At 66.4% G+C, this 18,273-nt stretch carries 16 protein-coding genes; all 16 read right to left on the bottom strand.

The features are described 5' to 3' along the window. Positions 1-419: 419 nt before the first annotated feature. A complete protein-coding gene (gene purH / locus KXZ72_RS12095) occupies positions 420-2,009 on the bottom strand; it encodes a bifunctional phosphoribosylaminoimidazolecarboxamide formyltransferase/IMP cyclohydrolase (RefSeq protein ID WP_226081184.1) in 1,590 nt (529 codons plus the stop codon). An 11-nt stretch (positions 2,010-2,020) separates the two neighbouring features. After that, positions 2,021-2,617 carry a phosphoribosylglycinamide formyltransferase gene (gene purN / locus KXZ72_RS12090; protein ID WP_226081183.1) on the bottom strand — a complete coding sequence of 199 codons (597 nt, stop codon included), beginning with the start codon at positions 2,615-2,617 and terminating at the stop codon, positions 2,021-2,023. Between the two features lie 29 nt (positions 2,618-2,646). Beyond that, positions 2,647-3,861: a cell division protein PerM gene (locus KXZ72_RS12085; RefSeq protein WP_226081182.1), complete on the bottom strand. Its 1,215-nt coding sequence runs from the start codon at positions 3,859-3,861 to the stop codon at positions 2,647-2,649. A 64-nt stretch (positions 3,862-3,925) separates the two neighbouring features. Then, positions 3,926-4,948 carry a D-alanine--D-alanine ligase family protein gene (locus KXZ72_RS12080; protein WP_226081181.1) on the bottom strand — a complete coding sequence of 341 codons (1,023 nt, stop codon included), beginning with the start codon at positions 4,946-4,948 and terminating at the stop codon, positions 3,926-3,928. After that, positions 4,941-6,098: an alanine racemase gene (gene alr, locus KXZ72_RS12075; protein ID WP_226081180.1), complete on the bottom strand. Its 1,158-nt coding sequence runs from the start codon at positions 6,096-6,098 to the stop codon at positions 4,941-4,943. Before alr ends, KXZ72_RS12080 begins: the two co-directional genes overlap by 8 nt. Before the next feature lie 240 nt (positions 6,099-6,338). After that, positions 6,339-7,226 (bottom strand): succinate--CoA ligase subunit alpha, encoded by an 888-nt coding sequence (sucD, locus tag KXZ72_RS12070; RefSeq protein WP_226081179.1) that lies wholly within the window; start codon positions 7,224-7,226, stop codon positions 6,339-6,341. A gap of 15 nt (positions 7,227-7,241) precedes the next feature. Continuing rightward, entirely contained in the window at positions 7,242-8,405 is a 1,164-nt protein-coding gene (gene sucC, locus KXZ72_RS12065) for an ADP-forming succinate--CoA ligase subunit beta (protein ID WP_226081178.1), read from the bottom strand. A 337-nt stretch (positions 8,406-8,742) separates the two neighbouring features. Next, positions 8,743-9,630 (bottom strand): MurR/RpiR family transcriptional regulator, encoded by an 888-nt coding sequence (locus KXZ72_RS12060; protein ID WP_226081177.1) that lies wholly within the window; start codon positions 9,628-9,630, stop codon positions 8,743-8,745. Beyond that, a complete protein-coding gene (murQ, locus tag KXZ72_RS12055; protein WP_226081176.1) occupies positions 9,620-10,564 on the bottom strand; it encodes an N-acetylmuramic acid 6-phosphate etherase in 945 nt (314 codons plus the stop codon). Before murQ ends, KXZ72_RS12060 begins: the two co-directional genes overlap by 11 nt. Then, positions 10,557-11,465 carry an N-acetylglucosamine kinase gene (locus KXZ72_RS12050; RefSeq protein ID WP_226081175.1) on the bottom strand — a complete coding sequence of 303 codons (909 nt, stop codon included), beginning with the start codon at positions 11,463-11,465 and terminating at the stop codon, positions 10,557-10,559. Before KXZ72_RS12050 ends, murQ begins: the two co-directional genes overlap by 8 nt. Then, positions 11,458-12,672 carry an anhydro-N-acetylmuramic acid kinase gene (locus KXZ72_RS12045; RefSeq protein ID WP_226081174.1) on the bottom strand — a complete coding sequence of 405 codons (1,215 nt, stop codon included), beginning with the start codon at positions 12,670-12,672 and terminating at the stop codon, positions 11,458-11,460. The genes KXZ72_RS12050 and KXZ72_RS12045 overlap by 8 nt, the downstream gene beginning before the upstream one ends. Next, complete coding sequence (locus tag KXZ72_RS12040) at positions 12,669-14,192, bottom strand: glycoside hydrolase family 3 protein (protein ID WP_226081173.1); 1,524 nt, start codon at positions 14,190-14,192, stop codon at positions 12,669-12,671. The genes KXZ72_RS12045 and KXZ72_RS12040 overlap by 4 nt, the downstream gene beginning before the upstream one ends. After that, on the bottom strand, positions 14,189-15,028 hold the full coding sequence (locus KXZ72_RS12035) for a carbohydrate ABC transporter permease (protein WP_226081172.1): 840 nt from the start codon (positions 15,026-15,028) through the stop codon (positions 14,189-14,191). The genes KXZ72_RS12040 and KXZ72_RS12035 overlap by 4 nt, the downstream gene beginning before the upstream one ends. Next, positions 15,025-15,999, bottom strand: a complete 975-nt coding sequence (locus tag KXZ72_RS12030; RefSeq protein ID WP_226081171.1) for a carbohydrate ABC transporter permease — start codon at positions 15,997-15,999, stop codon at positions 15,025-15,027. Before KXZ72_RS12030 ends, KXZ72_RS12035 begins: the two co-directional genes overlap by 4 nt. Further along, the gene (locus KXZ72_RS12025) at positions 16,000-17,292 is read right to left on the bottom strand and encodes a sugar ABC transporter substrate-binding protein (protein WP_226081170.1); all 1,293 of its coding nucleotides are present in this window, start codon (positions 17,290-17,292) and stop codon (positions 16,000-16,002) included. A gap of 526 nt (positions 17,293-17,818) precedes the next feature. Continuing rightward, positions 17,819-18,268, bottom strand: coding sequence for an NUDIX domain-containing protein (locus tag KXZ72_RS12020; protein ID WP_226081169.1), 450 nt, complete (start codon positions 18,266-18,268; stop codon positions 17,819-17,821). Between the last annotated feature and the right edge of the window lie 5 nt (positions 18,269-18,273).

Genomic DNA, 18,273 nt, shown 5'->3' with positions numbered 1-18,273 from the left:
GCCATGATTCGGTGGAGCCTCATAGACAGCGCAAAGGCCTCGGGTTCATCCACCACCACCGCCCCCAGGAAATAAAAATCTTCGTCCCGCTCGGACTCATCAACGAACGCAAATTTCATAGGGCATATCTTGCAGCACCGCGGGGCGGCCGGGGAAGCCTCGGGCCGCGTTGGTGCGGCGGTATTGGGCGCAATAAGCGCCCTCCCCGCCGGGGTGAACCCGCGCCCAAGACCCGAGGTGACCGCGGTTCCGGGCGGGCGGGCCGCCCGCGCGATCGATCTCCCCAACCGCCCGAAGAAAGCCCTCACCCGGGACGCATGGTTCCTCGTTTGGAGCCTCGTTTCGCTCCCCGTTTGGGCGCAAAAACAAAAGCGGCCGACGGCGATCAGGGATCGTCGTCGGCCGCCCGGGTGTGGAGCCTAGTGGAAGAAGTGGCGCTCACCCGTGAAGTACATCGTGACGCCCGCGGCCTCGGCCGCGGCGATCACCTCGGGATCACGCACCGAGCCACCGGGCTGGACCACCGCACGCACGCCGGCCTTCAGCAGAACCTCCAGGCCATCGGCAAACGGGAAAAACGCATCGGAGGCCGCGACCGAGCCCAGCGCGCGCTCACCGGCGCGGCTCACGGCCAGCTGGCAGGAGTCCACGCGGTTGACCTGGCCCATGCCCACGCCCACCGAGGCGCCGGCGCGGGCGAGCAGGATTGCGTTGGACTTCACCGAGCGGCACGCCTTCCAGGCGAAACGCAGATCGGAGAGCGTGGCCTCATCCGCGGGCTCACCCGTGGCAAGCGTCCAGTTGGCGTCGATATCACCCTCGCCAAAACGGTCCGATTCCTGCACCAGCAGGCCGCCGGAGATCTGCTTGGTCTCCATCGTCTCGGGCTCAAAACCCTCGGGCAGCTGCAGCAGGCGCAGGTTCTTCTTGGTGCGCAGCACCTCAAGGGCCTCGGGCTCAAAGCCGGGGGCCACAAGAACCTCGGTGAAGATTTCCTTAACGGTCTCGGCCATCTTCAGCGTCACGGGACGGTTCGCGGCGATCACGCCGCCAAAGGCCGAGACGGGGTCGCACTCGTGCGCGCGCTGATGGGCACTCGCGATGGCGTCCGGGGCCTTGGGCGAGGCAATCGCGATGCCACAGGGATTGGCATGCTTGATGATAGCGACGGCGGGATTCTGGAAGTCATAGGCGGCACGCACCGCTGCATCGGCATCCACGAAGTTGTTATAGCTCATCTCCTTGCCGTGCAGCTGCGTGGCCTGGGCGATACCGTGGCCGCCGGCGCGCGAGTACAGCGCGGCCTCCTGATGCGAGTTCTCGCCATAGCGCAGCACACCCTGAAGCTCGGCCTGAATCGTGAGCGAGGCACCAAAACCCTCGGCGGTATCGGTGAACCAGCCTGCCACCGCGGTGTCATAGGCGGCGGTATGCGAGAACGCCTGGGCGGCCAGCTCGCGGCGCAGCCCCAGCGTGGTGCCCCCCTCGGCCACCGCGGAGATCACGCGGGTATAGGAATCGGGCGAGACCACGATGGCCACATTGGGGTGGTTCTTCGCGGCGGCACGCACCATCGCCGGGCCGCCGATATCAATCTGCTCCACCACGTCATTGCCCTGCGCGCCCGAGGCCACGGTCTCCACAAACGGGTAGAGGTTCACCACCACGAGTTCAAAGGGCTCCACCCCCATATCGGCGAGCTGCTTCTCGTGGGATTCCAGGCGCAGATCGGCCAGCAGGCCCGCGTGGACCCCGGGGTGCAGGGTCTTCACACGGCCGTCGAGGGCCTCCGGGAAGCCGGTGACCGCGGCCACATCGGTCACGGGATGCCCGGCATCGCGGATGGTCTGGGCGGTGGACCCGGTGGAGATAATCTCCACTCCGGCGCCGGCCAGCGCGGCGGCCAGGTCAAGCAGTCCGGTCTTATCGCTGACCGAGATCAGGGCGCGGCGGACGGGGATAAGATCGCGGTTTCGGTAGAGGCTTGCATCGTGGCTGGGACCGGCCATGGGAGGTTCTCCTAGGAATTTTGGGTTGTGAGGGACTGCAAATCTAGGCCGTTCGCGATATTGCGCACGGTATCCACGAGCAGCCGGCGTTCCACCGGTTTAATCCGCTCGTGCAGGCTTTCTTCGGTATCGCCGGGCAGCACGGCAACGCGCTCCTGAACGATGATCGGTCCGGCATCCACCCCGCCGTCCACGACGATAATCGAGGCCCCGGTCCGGTCGGTGCCGGAGGCCAGCGCATCGCGCACACCGTGCGCGCCGGGGAACTCGGGCAGATACGCCGGATGGGTATTAATCAGGTTCGGGGTCAGCGCGTCCACCACGTTATGGGGGACCAGGCGCATCAGGCCGCTCAGAACCACCAGATCGGGCCCAAACCCGCGGATCTGTTCCAGCAGCGCCGCGCCCCAGTCCTCGCGCGAGGCATACTCGCGGAACGGCACGGTGAACGTGGGAATCCCATACTCGCGCGCATGTTCGAGCCCCGCGGCATCGCGGTCGGCACCCACGGCCACTACCTGCGCGGGGAACCCGGGTTCGCGGGTAGCGTCGAGAAGGGCACGCAGATTGGATCCGGTCCCGGAGATCAGCACGATAAGTGAGAGCACCCGTCGAGTCTATCCTGAGAATCGACCGCCTAGATGCGCCCGGAGATTTGCCGGGCGGAACCGGAAATCAGGCCCAGCAGGCCGCCGATGGCGATCTCGGCGAGGAAGACCAGCCCCACAAGCCAGGCCACGGGGCCCATCTCCGCCAGACGCCCCGGACCAAACGAACCCGCGGCAAACCAGGCCAGCAGGCCGAGGGCGATTCCGGCCACGGCGGCACTCGCAGCCACGGCCACGGCGCCCTCGCGGATCGATAGCTCCCCCGCGTCCACGCGCGAACGACGAATCCACAGGCCCACCAGGAATCCGCACAGCAGCGGCACCAGGAGCAGCGCCCAGGACATCGCCACCGAGCCGGAGGGCAGGACACCAAAAATGGGCAGGGCGGGGATGGGCCCGGCGCTGGTGCCCAGCGGGGAGAACAGGCTATCGGTGCCGAGGGCAAAGCCCGGACCGGCGAGCCAGGCCGCGGCCCAGATGATAAATGTTGGCAGATAGAGCAGCTGCGCGAGGGTCACCACGATGCCGCCCCCCACCCCCAGCTGGGTGCTCTCATAGAGGCCCGTGATCAGCGGATAGTTGATGATCAGCAGGATCGTGACGATCAGCGAGGCCGCCCCGATCATCGCGGCCAGGCCCAGGGCGCCACCCCGCAGCCCCGTGCGCATAATGGAATTGGCGGGCTCGTCGAGGCGGTCCAGCGCCGCGAGGCGGCCGCCAAAAACCGGCTCGCCGCGGCGGGACTGCCGCACGGCGATGCCGAGCGCCATGCTCGCACCAAATACCAGCGGGGGGAACAGGAAGCCGCTCACGCGGCCCGCCTCGATCACCTCGCTGCCCGCGGCAAAAACCACAAGCGTGGAAAACAGCGCAAAGCTCAGCACACCGGCCACCAGCGCCACGATTGGATGGTCGGCCTCGGCCGAGCGCGAGCCCGCGCGAATACCCAGGAAAACCATCAGGGCGGTGACCCCCAGCGGGGCGAGGCTCAGCACAAAGGGATCCGAGGCCCCCAGCACGCCCAGGCCCCCCACCAGCGCATCGGGCAGCGTCACCGAGAGGTGCACGCCGTTGCCCAGCAACCAGAAGTCCACCGCCGCATGCCAGAAGATGGCCCAGTTTTCGGAGAAGCCCGTGCCGATGGCCCAGATCAGGGTAGCGGGCACCACAAGCACCCCCACCCCGATGACCAGCGCGATAAGCGCTTCGAGGGCGGCGAGCAGTGCGACGGGTGTGCGTTTCATACCTGTCCCAGCCTACAAGCTTCGACCGACGATCCCGGTGTTGACCGGGGGTGAGCCTCCGCCGTCAGGGACGCGCGATTGCGGTTTCCACGAGTATGCGCGCGATGCCGGGATAGTCGAGCCCCCGGGCCGCCCAAATATTGGGGAACTGCGATTTGGCGGTCATGCCCGGGAACGTATTAATCTCGTTAAACACGGGGCCGTTCTCATCCACGAAGAAGTCGATGCGGGCCAGGCCGCGCACCCCCAGCGCGCGGAAGATGCGGCCCGCGTTCTCGGCCAGGGCCGCGTTGAGATCGGCATCGATGCGCGCGGGCACCTCAAAGCGGGTATCCCCGCTCGCGTATTTTGCGGTGAAATCAAAAAAGGGCTGATTGGGATCGCTCAGGATCTCCAGGGGCGGGCCAATCTCCAGGCGACCATCGGGCATTTCCAGCACGGCAATATCGATCTCGCGGCCGCGAATCTCGGTCTCGATCAGCACGGCGGAGCCATCCTCGGCGGCGGTCTCCACCGCGGCGGGCAGCCCGGCGGGGTCCTCCACGCGGGTCACGCCGATGCTTGATCCGCCGCGGTTGGGCTTCACAAATACGGGGAAATTAATGCCCTCCGCCGCGAGGCGTCCGGTCAGCGCGGCGGGCTCCCGCCGATACTCGTCCACATCGCGGGTATCAAGCATCAGGCCCGGGGTGATCCGGCCACCGATCGAGGCCACCACGGCCTTAGACCACCACTTATCCATCGCGAGGCCACTCGCGCCGGTGCGGCTGCCCACATAGGTGATGCCGGCGGTCTCCAGGAGGCCCTGAACGGTGCCGTCCTCGCCGCCCTCACCGTGCAGCGCGGGAATCACGGCGTCCACGCTCGCGAGCAGTTCCAGCACCGCGGGCAGGCCGCGCACGCCGCGCGCGGTCCAGGTGCCATCGCGTTCGATCAGGACGGGCAGGACCTCGGCGCCGAGGTCCTCCAGCGCGCCCACCAGCCCGGTACCGCTCTTCACCGAAACCTCATGCTCGGTGCTGATGCCGCCGAAGATCACGGCGACGCGGCGATCATAGGGCTCAAGTGCGGGTGTGGTTTCACTCATCGGAGGTGCTCTCTTCCTGGGAGAAAATATAGCGACGGTTGATGCGGGAGCCGATCCCGCAATAAATCTCGTGTTCGAGGGTCCCGGCCCAGCCTGCCCATTCGGCCGCGGTGGGCTCGCCGTGGGTGCCCGGGCCAAAGAGGGTCACGCGATCGCCCACGGCCACGGGCAGATCACCCATATCCACCATGATTTGGTCCATCGAGATGCGCCCGGCCACGGGGCGCCGCCCGCCCGCAAAGCCCACCTCGGCGCGGCCGTGCGCGGCCCAGGGCAGGCCATCGGCATAACCCACCGCGATCAGCGCGAGGGTGGTATCCCGTGGGGCGCGATAGGTATGGCCATAGGACACACCCTCCCCCGCCTGCACACGCTTGGTTTGCATCACCCGCGCGCTCAGGGTCATCGCGGGGTTCAGGCCGATGCCCACCTCGTCGATGCCGTATACCCCCGCGCCGAGGCGCACCATGTTATAGGCGGTGGGGTCGATCAGGGCGACGCCGCTGGAATTGGCCAGGTGGGTGAACTCGGGGGTGAGCCCGGCCTCGCGCGCCGCGGCGATCGCGGCCCTCAGGCGCTGATCCTGCGCGCGGGAGCGGGAGATATCGGCATCGGAGGCATGGGACAGATGCGACCAGATGCCGCGCACCCGGATCTGGCCCGCGGCCTCAAAGCGGCGCGCCTCGGCAATAAACTCGGCCCAGTCCTCGGGGCTGGTGCCGCCGCGGTTGAGGCCGGTCTCGACCTCCAGATGCACGGCGACGCCGCTGTGTGCCGCGGCGATCTCGCGCAGGTTTTCCAGCCCGGAGACGCTGATATCTATATCGGCCGCGGCCGCGAGTGCCGCATGATCGGCCACATCGTTCAGCCACGCAAACATCGGGGCGTCCTGGCCGGAGGCACGCAGGGCGAGGGCCTCGCTGAGCCGCGCAAATCCCAGCATGCTTGCGCCCGAGGCCATCGCCACGCGCGCCACCTCGGCGGCGCCGTGGCCAAAGGCATTGGCCTTCACGGCCACGCAGATATGGCCCTCGGGATAGAGCTCGCGGAAGCGGGAAATATTGGCGGCGATCACGGCAAGATCCACAACGGCCTCGGCCGCATAAACATCGCCGGACACCGAGGGGGTTTGGACTTCGTGACTACTCACCTCTTTACCCTAGGCAATCGAGGGCCGGTTGGAATCCATCTGGCGAGGTATTCTTTCCCGCGCCGCGCCCACCAGCGGATGAGCCGGGGCGCGTTGTGCCCGGTAATCCCGGGGGTTTTCGGCGCGGGCCGGGGCTGTGCGGGTAGCGCCGCGGGGCCCAAAAATTCCCCCGCGCCACACCCATAAACAGGCGCGGCCCCCCACCCGAGGGTGGGGGGCCGCGCCGCGAAGCGTCGAGTGCTAGAGACCCTTGATGATCTCGCGCATCAGGTCTGCCGCCTGCGACGGGGTCTTTCCGACCTTCACGCCGGCGGCCTCGAGGGCCTCCTGCTTGGCCTGGGCGGTACCGGCCGAACCGGAGACGATTGCTCCGGCGTGACCCATGGTCTTACCCTCGGGGGCGGTGAAGCCGGCCACATAACCCACAACGGGCTTGGTGACGTGGGCCTTGATATAGTCGGCGGCACGCTCCTCGGCGTCGCCACCGATCTCACCGATCATGACGATGGCCTTGGTATCGGGGTCGGCCTCAAACGCGGCGAGCGCGTCGATGTGGGTGGTACCGATGATGGGGTCACCGCCGATGCCGATGGCGGTGGAGAAACCGATCTCGCGCAGCTCATACATCATCTGGTACGTGAGGGTACCCGACTTGGAGACCAGGCCGATGGGGCCGGTTCCGGCGATATTGGCCGGGGTGATGCCCACGAGGGCCTCGCCCGGGGTGATGATGCCGGGGCAGTTCGGTCCGATGATCCGGGTCTTATTGCCCTTCTCCTGGGCGTAGGCCCAGAACTCGGCCGAGTCGCCCACGGGGATACCCTCGGTGATGATGACCAGCAGGGGGATCTCGGCGTCGATGGCCTCGATCGCGGCATCCTTGGAGAAGGCCGGGGGCACAAACGCGATGGACACGTCGGCTCCGGTGGTCTCCATGGCTTCCTTCACGCTTCCAAATACCGGAAGGGTGATATCGCCGTGGGTCACGGTGGTGCCGGCCTTGCGGGCGTTGACGCCACCGACGATGTTGGTACCGGCCGCGAGCATGAGGGCGGTGTGCTTGGAAGCCTCGCCGCCGGTAATGCCCTGGACGATGACCTTGGAGTCCTTATTGACAAAGATAGACATGGGTGTATTTCGTCCTTACTTCGAAGCCAGCTCGGCTGCCTTAGCGGCACCCTCGTCCATGGAACCCGCGATGGTGATCAGCGGGTGGTTGGCGGCGGCGAGGATCGCGCGACCCTCGTCTACCTTATTGCCGTCGAGGCGTACAACCAGCGGCTTGGTGGCGGCGGATCCGAGGATCTCCAGCGCCTTGATGATTCCGTTGGCCACGGCGTCACAGGCGGTGATGCCACCAAAGACGTTCACAAAGACCGACTTGACCTGCTCGTCGCCGAGGATCACGTCGAGTCCGTTGGCCATAACCTCGGCCGAGGCTCCACCACCGATGTCGAGGAAGTTGGCGGGCTTTACGCCGCCGAAGTTCTCTCCGGCATAGGCGACCACGTCGAGCGTGGACATCACGAGGCCGGCACCGTTACCGATGATGCCCACCTGGCCGTCGAGCTTCACGTAGTTGAGGTCGTTTTCCTTGGCCTTGAGCTCAAGCGGGTCGGTGGCGTCGTTATCGGCCAGCGCCTCGTGCTCGGGGTGGCGGAAGTCGGCGTTCTCGTCGATCGAGACCTTGCCATCGAGGGCGACCACGTCGCCCTCCTCGGTGAGGACCAGCGGGTTAACCTCAACCAGCGTGGCGTCCTCGCCCTTATAAACGTCGTAGAGCTTCACGAAAACATTCGCGACCTTCTCCACAAGCTCCTCGGGGAAGTTGGCGGCCACGGCGATCTCGCGGGCCTTGGCGGCATCGATGCCCGTGAGCGGGTTGATCTCGATGCGGGCGAGGGCCTCGGGCTTCTCGACGGCGAGCTGCTCGATCTCCATGCCGCCCTCGACGCTCGTGAGCGACAGGTAGGAGCGGTTGGCGCGGTCCAGCAGCACGGAGAAGTAGAACTCCTGCGCGATGCGGGCACCCTGTGCCACCATGACGCGCTTCACAACGTGTCCCTTAATGTCCAGACCGAGGATGGCCTGCGCGGCCTCAAAAGCCTCGTCGGGGGTCTTGGCGACCTTCACGCCGCCGGCCTTGCCGCGGCCTCCGACCTTAACCTGCGCCTTTACTACTACGACGCCACCGATCTTCTCGGCCGCCGCTCGTACTTCTTCGGGGGTGTCCGCGATGATACCGGCGAGCACCGGTACCTCGTACTTCTCGAACAGGTCTCGGGCCTGATACTCGTAAAGATCCACGTGTGGTTCCTATCCGCAATGAGGTGTTTTTGGGAATGTGTGCAGTCCCGGCGTCTGGCATTTAACTCGACGTCAAGATAGCCGTCTACGACTCTACCCCTTGTCAGCTGTGAGGGACAGCCGGGCACACGTTTCCGAACGCCTCGATACCGCTATGTGACCTAAAGGGCGTTTCCGGCACGTTTGTGCGGCCGGGATGGGCGCCGTGGCCCGGGCTCCGCCCCCGCGAGGGGTGCCGGCCGGCTCCCGGATCGGCCGCGGGCCTCCCGCGCCCGGGCGGGCATACGCCGGCCCCGAGAGCATTCGGCGCCGGGTGAGTGCGCTCGGTGCGCGTGCCCTAATTGCCGCGCGGCCGGTCTCCCCGCACCCGGTGCCACTGCACCGCGTCATAGGTGCGCCGCAGCGAGTCATTCATCGAGTCAAAAAGAAGCTGGGCCACGCGCACAAACAGCACGTCGATCACGGCGAGCTGCGCGATCCGGCTGGAGGTGGCACCCGAACGGAAATGCGATTCGCGCGCCTGGGTGGTTAATAAAAAATCGCAGTGCTCGGCGAGCGGCGACTCGGGATCATTGGTCAGGCCGATCGTGGTGGCCCCGCCCTCGCGCGCGATCTGCAGCAGGTGAATCGTCTCGACCGTGAGCCCGGAATGCGAGATACCAAACGCCACCGACCCCGGGCCGAGCAGCGCCACCTGGGCAAGCCCCAGGTGCACATCGGAGTGCTGATGCGCGATCCGGCCGATGCGGCTGAGCTTGGTATTCAGGTCCTGCGCGCTCAGCGAGGAGGAGCCAAAGCCGATGATTTCCAGGCGGTCCGCGGCAATAATCGCGGCCACCGCGGCATCCACCACGGTCAAATCCAGAGAACGCAGCGTCTGCGAGATCGCCTGGGTTTCCAGGAACTGGATCTTCGCCACCACGTCCTGCGCGCTGTCCTCCGGGTCAATATCGCCCGTGGTTACCTGCGAGTGTTCGCGGTCCGCCTGATCGCGGCTCATCGCCGCGGCCACCTCGATCCGAAAATCCCGGTAACCCCCATAGCCCAGGCTCTGGCAAAATCGCGCCACCGTGGCCGGCGAGGTATGGCAGGCCCGCGCAAGCTCGGTGATGGTGGATTCCACCACAAGCTGCGGGCGGTCGATGATCACATCGGCCACCCGCGTCTCCGCCGCGGTCAGGCGCGGATGCGCCTGTTGCAGCGCCACGAGCGGATTAACCGACACGACTCGCAGTACCCTCGGCGATCGCCGGGCGCAGATAGCCCTCGTTCTTGGTGAGCAGTTCCACGGCGGTGGCCGCGGGAAGCCCGGTGCTGATCACGAGGATTGCGGCCTTTACCCAGCCGTCTACCTCCGCGAGCACGCGCGCCGCGGTCGCGGCATCGGTGCCGGTCGCGAGGATCACGGTGCGCTCGCTGCGGGCGCGCAGCTTCTCATTGGTCGCCTTGAGGTCCACCATGAGGTTGCGATAGACCTTGCCCAGGCGCACCATCGAAATGGTGCTGAGCATATTGAGCACAAGCTTCTGCGCGGTGCCCGCCTTCAGCCGGGTGGAACCGGTAAGAATCTCGGGGCCCACCTCGGTCTCGATGGCCACCTGCGCGGCGGCACCGATCGGCGAATCCGCGTTGCAGGAGTGAGCCACGGTGAACGCGCCGCGCTCCTGCGCCCGGTTCAGCGCCGCCACCACATACGGGGTGCGGCCCGAGGCGGAGATACCCACCAGCGTGTCATTGGGGCCGAGGTCCAGGCGATCAACATCGGCGATGCCCATCTCCTCGCTGTCCTCGGCGTTTTCCACGGCGGTATGGATGGCCTTCTCGCCGCCGGCGATCAGGCCGATGATCACATCATCCGAAATACCAAACGTGGGCGGTGCCTCGCTGGCATCCAGTACACCCATCCGGCCCGCGGTTCCCGCGCCGATATAAACGAGGCGTCCGCCGCGGGACAGGCCCGGAACGATACCGTCGATCGCGGCGGTGATCTGCCCGGCCTGCGAACGCAGGGCCTCGCCCACGGCGCGGTCCTCCTCGATCATCGCGGCCACCAGCTCGCCGTTTTCCATCAGGTCCAGATCGGTATTACGCTCCGAGACGCGCTCGGTCGAGAGCGTTCCCAGCAGCGCGCGCAGCTGCGCGTTTTCGGTGTTATCCACGAATGATCCGCCCCTCATAGCCCAGGGCCAGATTATCAATAATGATCCCGGCGCCGTCCAGGGCATCGCCCTCAACCGCGCGGATGCGCAGGCCGCGGGCGGCGAAGGCCGCGTGCAGACGCTCGGAGAAATAGGGGTGCTCACTGATGCCACCCACAACACACAGCGTGGGCTGTCCCGCGGCGGCCGAGGTCTCGGTGAGCAGCGCACACGCGCGCTCCACGATCTCGCGCGCCACGGGGTCTCCCGCGGCGGCGGTCTCCAGCACGCGCGGCGCAAAGGAGGCGAGCTGGCGCGCGGGTGCACCCTCGGAGCTGACCCAGTTGGGCAGCGCCGGGATATTACCCGCGTGGGCCTCGGCCTCGGCGCTCAGCGCGGTGGCCTCGCCGCGGCCATCCAGGGCGCGCAATGCCGCAATCAGGCCCTGCTGGCCGATCCAGCGGCCGCTTCCATCATCTCCGAGCCAGGGGCCCCAGCCGTCGATCTGATGGGTGGTCCCGTCCTCGTCCACGGCATAGGCGATCGCGCCGGTTCCGGCGATCAGGACCACGCCGGGTCCGCCGGAAAACGCCCCGGCATGGGCCGCAAGCGCGTCGTTAATCACGGCCGTGGGCACATCGAGGCGGCCGCGCAGCAGCGTGATGAACTCGGCGGTGGCCTCGGGTGCGGCCTCCACACCGGCCGCGCCCACACCCACGCCGCGCACGGAGGCGAGCAGGGCGGGATCGATGCGATCCAGCTGGGCGGCGACGGACTCAAAGGACAGGCGGGCGCCGTGCTGCTCGGCGAGGCCGGGCGCACCGGCACCCTTAACCTCGGCCAGCACATTACCGGGGGTGCCCACGCGCACGCGACAGGAGGTCTTCCCCAGGTCTACGGCTAAAACCAGCGGATTAGTCATTGCGGTGTTCACTTTCATGCGAATTACGGTCGGGGGAGAAAATATGGAGCCCGGCGATGCCCAGGAGCGGCTCGGGCAGGCGCAGGGGCGCGATTCCGGCGCTGAATACCCCGGCGATGCGCGGGTTCTCGGCGCGCAGGGACAGCGGCAGGCCGTGCCAGGACAGATAGCCGATCAGCGCAAATAGGAGGGACTCTTTAAACCCGGGGTCGATCCCGTGCTCGGCGCTCGTGGCCAGCTCCACCCCGGCGGGCAGCGCGGCCCGCAGCTCGGCGAGCAACGTGGGATTATCCACGCCGCCGCCCGAGGCGATCACGAGGCCCAGATCGGGGGCCGCGGCATGCAGGGCCCCGGCCACGCTCACCGCGCTATAGCGGGTGAGGGTTGCGAGCAGGTCGGAAAGACCGAGGTCCCGCGCGCCGGAGGCGGCCAGTGCGGCATCCACCACGTCCAGCGTGAAGGTTTCCCGGCCCGTGCTCTTGGGGGCGGGGCGCGCCAGATAGGGGTGAGCAAGCAGTGCCGAGAGCACCCCGTCGTGGACGGTTCCCGCGGCGGCATGGGACCCATCGGGGTCATAACCGAGGCTTCCGCCGCTGGAGCGGGCGATCGCGGCATCAATCAGGACATTGGCGGGCCCGGTATCAAAGGCGAGGATCTCGCCCGAGGCCAGGACAATCTGAAGGTTGGCGATGCCGCCGAGGTTCAGCGAGGCGGCGGGCACGTTATCGCCAAACCAGGCGCGGTCGAAGATCCCCATCAGCGGGGCTCCCTCTCCCCCGGCGGCGATATCGGCGGCGCGCAGGTTGGAGAGCACAGGTGCCCCCACGGCCTCGGCGATCCAGGCGGCCTCGCCGAGCTGCAGCGTGCCGCGGGCATGGCCGTCCTCGACCCAGTGATAAACGGTCTGGCCGTGTGAGACCACCAGGTCCACGGGGCCAAAGCGGGCACACAGATCGGCGGCGGCCGCGGCAAAGGCCCGTCCCGCCGCGGTGGTGAGCCGGGTCAGTGCCCCGGCGTCCAGGGCCGCACCATCGGCAAACGCGAGCAGGTCGCGGCGCAGCTCGGGGGCCCAGTCCACGGTCTCCGCGGCGATCTGACGCAGCGTCAGTTCCGGCCGGCGCGGGTCATCCCCGGCGGCCGTGAACTGCACGATGGCGGCGTCGATGCCGTCGGCGCTGGTGCCCGACTGCAAGGACAGGATCCTCATGCGCGATCGACCCCGTAAATAAGCTCGGCCACGCGCCGCGCGGAGAGTGCGGAACCGGCGAGGGCGTCGATGCGGGCCAGCCCGGCACCGTCATAGCCCGGGGCGGTGATGCCCACGTTAACCACCACGGCGGGCAGCCCGGCCGCGGCGATCGCCGCGAGGGCCTCGCGCTGTTTGCCGGGGATACCGATCCGATCCACCAGGACCAGCAGGTCTTCGTTCTCCGGAATCGTTTCGAGTACGGCGGCGAGGGCGGCGGCGGGGTTCTCCCCGCCCAGGACGCCAATTCCCATCCGGGTGGGGGTGGCAATGGGGCGCAGCGCGGCGCCAAAGGCATCGTTATCGGCGGCGACCGCGATGGTCACCCGATCGCGCAGATCCAGCAGGGTCACGGCCGCACCCGAGCGGGAAATATCGCCCGTGGTACGGATCGCCCCGGCCACCATAGCGGCGGCGTCCGCGGCGGAAAGTTCGGCGCGACCCAGCGCGGACTGGGCGGCCAGGCGACGGGCCAGCGCGAGGTTACGCTCGCCGGCCACGCGCAGCAGCTCGGGGTCCAGCTCGCCCGAGCGGACGGCCTCGATCAGTGCATCGCGCACCTCAAGATAGTCGTCGCGGTCGATCTCGCCGGCGCGGTCCTCGCCGGGTTTGGTCACGGGGTTACCGATGCACAGCAGGTCGGCACCGGCCCGGATGGCCAGTACCGCCCCGGGGCCGGCCCCCACGCTCTCGCGCACGGCGGCCATGTCCAGGGCATCGGTCACGATGACGCCCTCAAAGCCCATATCCCGCAGGCGACCCAGCGCCACCGGGTTCAGCGTCGCGGGCAGTTCGCCCCAGGCGGGCACAATAATATGCGCGGTCATGATGACCTCAACCCCGGCGGCAATTGCCGCGCGGAACGGGGCCAGGTGATCGCGAATGATCTCGTCCTCGGGCACGTCGATGCGCGGCAGCGAGGTATGCGAATCGGAGTGGGTATCGCCGTGTCCGGGGAAGTGCTTGGCACAGGCGGCCACGCCGCGGCCCTGCATTCCGGTGATCGTGGCGGCCACCTGGGCCGAGACGATCTCGGGATCGGATCCAAACGAGCGCACCCCGATCACGGGGTTTGCCGGATTGGTATTCACATCGGCCACGGGGCCGAGGACCACGTTGATGCCCACGGCCGCGGCGCGACGACCCAGCTCGGCTCCCACCGCGGCGCTGGCCACGAGGTCGCCCAGCACGGTCAGCTGCGCGGGGCCGGGAAGGCTTGAGCCCGCGGCGGCCTCGAGGCGGGTGACGGTGCCACCCTCCTCGTCCACTCCCAGCAGCACGTCCGGCGCAATGGCCCGGAACTTTGCCGAGAGGTCGGCCACCGCCGCGGGGTTGTCCTGGTCGAGGTTATGTCCGAAGTACACAACCCCGGCCAGGCCCTCGCCGAGAGCCTCGCGCACCCAATCGGGTACGTTTTGGCCGAGAAAGCCCGGCCATAAAACGCCGTTTACCAGGCGCGTAAGGTTCGGCTCGGTGATCATCCCTTGACCGCTCCCGCCACCAGTCCGGAGGACAGCTTGCCCTGGACGAGGATGAAGAAGATCATCACGGGGATCGTGATCAGAGTCGAGGCGGCCATGACATAGCCCCACTCATTGGAGTGCTCGCCGAAGAACTGCTTAAGTCCGATGGCAACCGTATAGTTCTCGGTGCTTCCCTGCAGCATGGTCATCGCGAAGATGAACTCGTTCCAGGCGGTAATAAAACTGAATACGCTGGTGGCCACCAGTCCCGGCATAACCAGGGGCAGCATCACGGAGCGGAACATGCGCCACCAGGAGGCACCGTCGAGGTATGCGGCCTCTTCCAGTTCCACGGGGACGGCGGCCACAAATCCGCGCAGCATCCAGATACCAAACGGCAGCGAGATCGCGACATATACGATGACCAGACCCAGCAGGGTATTCAGCAGCTGAAGATCACGAACCTGCACAAACAGCGGGATCACGAGCGCCTCAAGCGGAACCATCTGGACCACGAGGATCATCAGCAGGATTCCGGTGCGGAATTTGAACTTGAACCGGGCCACGGCCACCGACGCCAGGAGCGCCAGCACGGCCGAGATCAGGACCGTGGCGAAGGCCACGATCACCGAGTTGCGCAGGAACACACCAAATCCACCGTCGTTGATGACGTAGATGAAGTTATCCAGCGTGAACTCGGCGGGCACGATGCCCTGGTTACCGGAGCCGGCGCGCGCATCAAAGGCGCTCGACATCATCCAGTAGGCCGGGAACAGGGTGAAGAACAGCAGCGCGGCGATGAGGATGCCGCGCACCACCTTCAGGCGCGTCTTTTTGGCAGAGGTCTGACTCACAGCTCATCCTCTTTCATCAGGGCGCGGATATAGATAATGGTGATGACCAGCAGGACCAGGGTCAGCAGCACGGCGATGGCCGAACCAAACCCGTAGCGGTTCTGTCCGAAGGACTCGACGTAGGACCACACGCCGAGGTTCAGGACTTCTCGGTTGGATCCGCCACCTCCCGGCATCAGATAGACCTGACTGAATATCTTGAAGTCCCAGATCGTGGACAGGATGATCACAACCGTGAATACCTGCTTGAGCGAGGGGAAGATGATCTGGAAGAAGCGGCGGAAGGGGCCCGCGCCGTCCATTTCGGCGGCCTCAAGCATTTCCTTATTCACGCCGAGCAGTCCGGCCAGAACGGTGATGGCTACGAAGGGGAATCCGTGGTGAATCACGTTGATCAGGACGATCGCGTAGAAGCTCCAGCGGTTCGTGAACCAGTTAAAGGGCTCGTCCATCAGTCCGGCACCCATGAGGAGCTTATTGACGATTCCGTTATCGGCGTCAAAAATCCAGATCCACACATAGGTACCGGTCACGGCGGGCATGGCCCAGGCGACCATGATGGCGGAGCCAACGATGGTGCGCCAGGTCTTGCCGAGCGAGCTCATGAGCAGCGCAACCAGTGTTCCAAAGATCACGGTTCCGGCCACGGCGGCCACGGCGAATACAACGGTGTTGGGGAGTACTACCGACCACAGCTGAGGGTTGGTAATGGCCTCAAGGTAGTTAGCACCACCGTTGAAGTTTGTTTTCCCGCTGACAATTTCGCGCAGGCCGTAGTCCTGGAACGAGAAGAGCACAACGCGGATCAGGGGCCAGAGCAGGAGCACGGCCAGCACAAAGAGTGCGGGCGCGAGCAGGAGCCAGGGCCGTGCGGCGAGCACAGTGCGTGCCCGATTGCGGCGGGGAGGCCCGCCGGCCGCCCCGGAACCAAGGGTTCCGGGGACAGCCGCGGGTGATACCAATTTTGACATCTACTTCTTATCGTTGAGCAGCCCGGTCATTTCCTTGGCGGCGTCGGTGGAGGCCTGCTCCACGGTCTTGGAACCGGAAAGGATCGACTGGATCATGGCGTTGGTGGTCTTCTTGGCCTGGACGGCTCCGAAGGTGGGGGTAACGGGAACGGAGGCTCCTCCGTTGACCATCTGCTCGGCGAAGGGCTTCACGAGCGGGTTATCGGACTTCTGTGCGTCGTCGAGCAGCGAGGTCTGGCCGGGGAAGTATCCGGTCTGCTCGGCCCACTTCTCGGCGTACTTGCCGGTGCCCATCATCTCGATGAACTTGAACGCGAGTTCCTTGTTCTTCGAGGTGTTGAACATACTCAGGTGCGATCCACCCAGAACGGAGGGGCTGATGCCGCCGTCCTTGCCGGGGATCGGGGTGGCGGCGAACTTGCCCTCAAGCTCGGGAGCCTTCTGGATGATGGTCGCGGGGGTCCAGGAACCCTGGAGCGACATGGCTACCTTGCCCTGGGTGAAGTTATCCAGAACGTCGGTCTCCTTCCAGGTGGTGGCACCCGAGGTGGAGGAACCGTGCTCGGTCGCGAGACCGGTGTAGAACTCGAGTCCCTCGCGCGACTTGGCGCTGTCCATCTCGCTGGTCCAGGTGCCGTCCTTCTCGGTGGCTACCTCTCCGCCGGCGCCCCAGACCCAGGGGTATACCTGGAACTCGGCGTCTCCGGGAACGGGGAAGGGGATCATATCGGGCTTGGCTGCCTTGATGGTGGCCACGGCGGCCTCGATCTCGGCCCAGTTGGTGGGAACCTTGATGCCCAGCTCGTCGAAGACATCGCTGCGGTAGACCATGGCGCGCACTCCGGCGTACCAGGGCATGCCGTAGAGCTCTCCGTCGTAGGTACCCGACTTCACAAGACCCTCAACGAGGTCATCCTTCAGTCCGGCCTTATCAACGTATTCGGTGATGGGGGCCAGTGCGCCGGCATCGGCGAACTCGGCGGTCCAGGTGGTTCCGGTCTCGGCCACGTCCGGGGTCGTGCCTCCGGCAATCGACGTGACAAAACGGTCGTGAGCGTCGGCCCACTGAACGTATTCGACCTTGAGGTCCGCGCCGGTCTCCTCCTTGAACGACTTGCCTACCTCGGCAAAGAAGTCCTCGGAGTTCGGGTTGGTGCCCTGCATGATCCAGACCTTCAGGCTCTGGCCGTCACCATCTACTTTTCCTCCATCGGCAGGTGCGCTCGAGGAGCACGCGGCGAGGCCGAGTGCTGCTGTTGCGAGTAGTGCGATGGGAAGATAACGCTTCTTCATTTGTGCTGTCTCCTCGTTGAAACGTCGAGCCTGGAGAGTCCCAGACCACGCTGTTGGAAATAGTATTCACCAAATAATTTTTACGTGCAAACCATTTTCAAGGGCGAAAACCCGCGCGACCCGACCGTCAATTTTCTTTTGTAAGGATACATAACAATCCCCCCTCGCGCACGCCGCGGAATCACGCCGAAGTTGCCAATTTTGCGCCGCCGCGCACTCCGGGGCCCGCGCGGGACTCTCGTTATACTTTTGTTATAAACGACGGGTGTTTTCCGCCCCGTGTCGCGCCAAATTTTCAGCATATGACACAACATTAAGCGGCTGCCGCAACCCCACCGCGCGGGGTGCCCGGGGCCCGGGGCGGGCGCGTCCGGGCGCGGCAGGCACCGCTAGCGGCCGGAGGGCCACGCACCGCGGGCAGCGCGAAGGGCAGCCCGGATATCGGCAGCGGCCCGCGGCAGGCAGCGCGCCCCGGACGAGTGCCCCGGCCCGCCGCGATCACACGCGGCGGCGGGGCCAGGCCCGCTTAGCCTCGGGGCTTCAAAAAGCGCGCGAGCAGATCGTGATAGGAGGCATCGGGCAGATCCAGCCCGGCGGCCTCCTCGATATCCACCCAGCGCAGTTCCACATGCTCCTCGGGCGCGAGGTTTTCCGGCTCACCGGTCCACTCATCCAGCACCCAGAGCGAGATCTCCGCCTCGCCCAACCTAAAAAAGGCATCCGGGATCGGCCCCGGGCGCATGATCCCGATGCCCAGCTCCTCGGCCAGCTCGCGGCGCAGCGCCTCGGCCGCGCTCTCGCCCGCCTCCACGTGTCCACCCGGGAAATCCCAGACGCCGGGGAAACTCTCCCGCCCGGGTGCCCGCAGGCACAGCAGTGCGCTGGTCCCGCGCCGCAGCACGGCCACGGCCACGGCCTCCACGCGGTCGCCGGCGTCAAAACCCCCGGGTCGCTGTCCCCTGCGTGAAATCACCATGGCCG

The organism is Mycetocola spongiae (genome assembly GCF_020424085.1).
Classification (GTDB): domain Bacteria; phylum Actinomycetota; class Actinomycetes; order Actinomycetales; family Microbacteriaceae; genus Mycetocola; species Mycetocola spongiae.
Note: the sequence above shows the minus strand (reverse complement) of the source record. Positions and strands in the feature narration are given on the sequence as shown.

Coding starts and splice junctions, on each gene's coding strand:
- KXZ72_RS12080 (WP_226081181.1), bottom strand. CDS start 4,948: ATGAGTGAAACCACACCCGCACTTGAGCCCTATGATCGCCGCGTCGCC.
- KXZ72_RS12030 (WP_226081171.1), bottom strand. CDS start 15,999: ATGTCAAAATTGGTATCACCCGCGGCTGTCCCCGGAACCCTTGGTTCC.
- purH (WP_226081184.1), bottom strand. CDS start 2,009: ATGGCCGGTCCCAGCCACGATGCAAGCCTCTACCGAAACCGCGATCTT.
- KXZ72_RS12085 (WP_226081182.1), bottom strand. CDS start 3,861: ATGAAACGCACACCCGTCGCACTGCTCGCCGCCCTCGAAGCGCTTATC.
- KXZ72_RS12050 (WP_226081175.1), bottom strand. CDS start 11,465: ATGACTAATCCGCTGGTTTTAGCCGTAGACCTGGGGAAGACCTCCTGT.
- sucD (WP_226081179.1), bottom strand. CDS start 7,226: ATGTCTATCTTTGTCAATAAGGACTCCAAGGTCATCGTCCAGGGCATT.
- KXZ72_RS12020 (WP_226081169.1), bottom strand. CDS start 18,268: ATGGTGATTTCACGCAGGGGACAGCGACCCGGGGGTTTTGACGCCGGC.
- KXZ72_RS12025 (WP_226081170.1), bottom strand. CDS start 17,292: ATGAAGAAGCGTTATCTTCCCATCGCACTACTCGCAACAGCAGCACTC.
- KXZ72_RS12040 (WP_226081173.1), bottom strand. CDS start 14,192: ATGATCACCGAGCCGAACCTTACGCGCCTGGTAAACGGCGTTTTATGG.
- KXZ72_RS12045 (WP_226081174.1), bottom strand. CDS start 12,672: ATGAGGATCCTGTCCTTGCAGTCGGGCACCAGCGCCGACGGCATCGAC.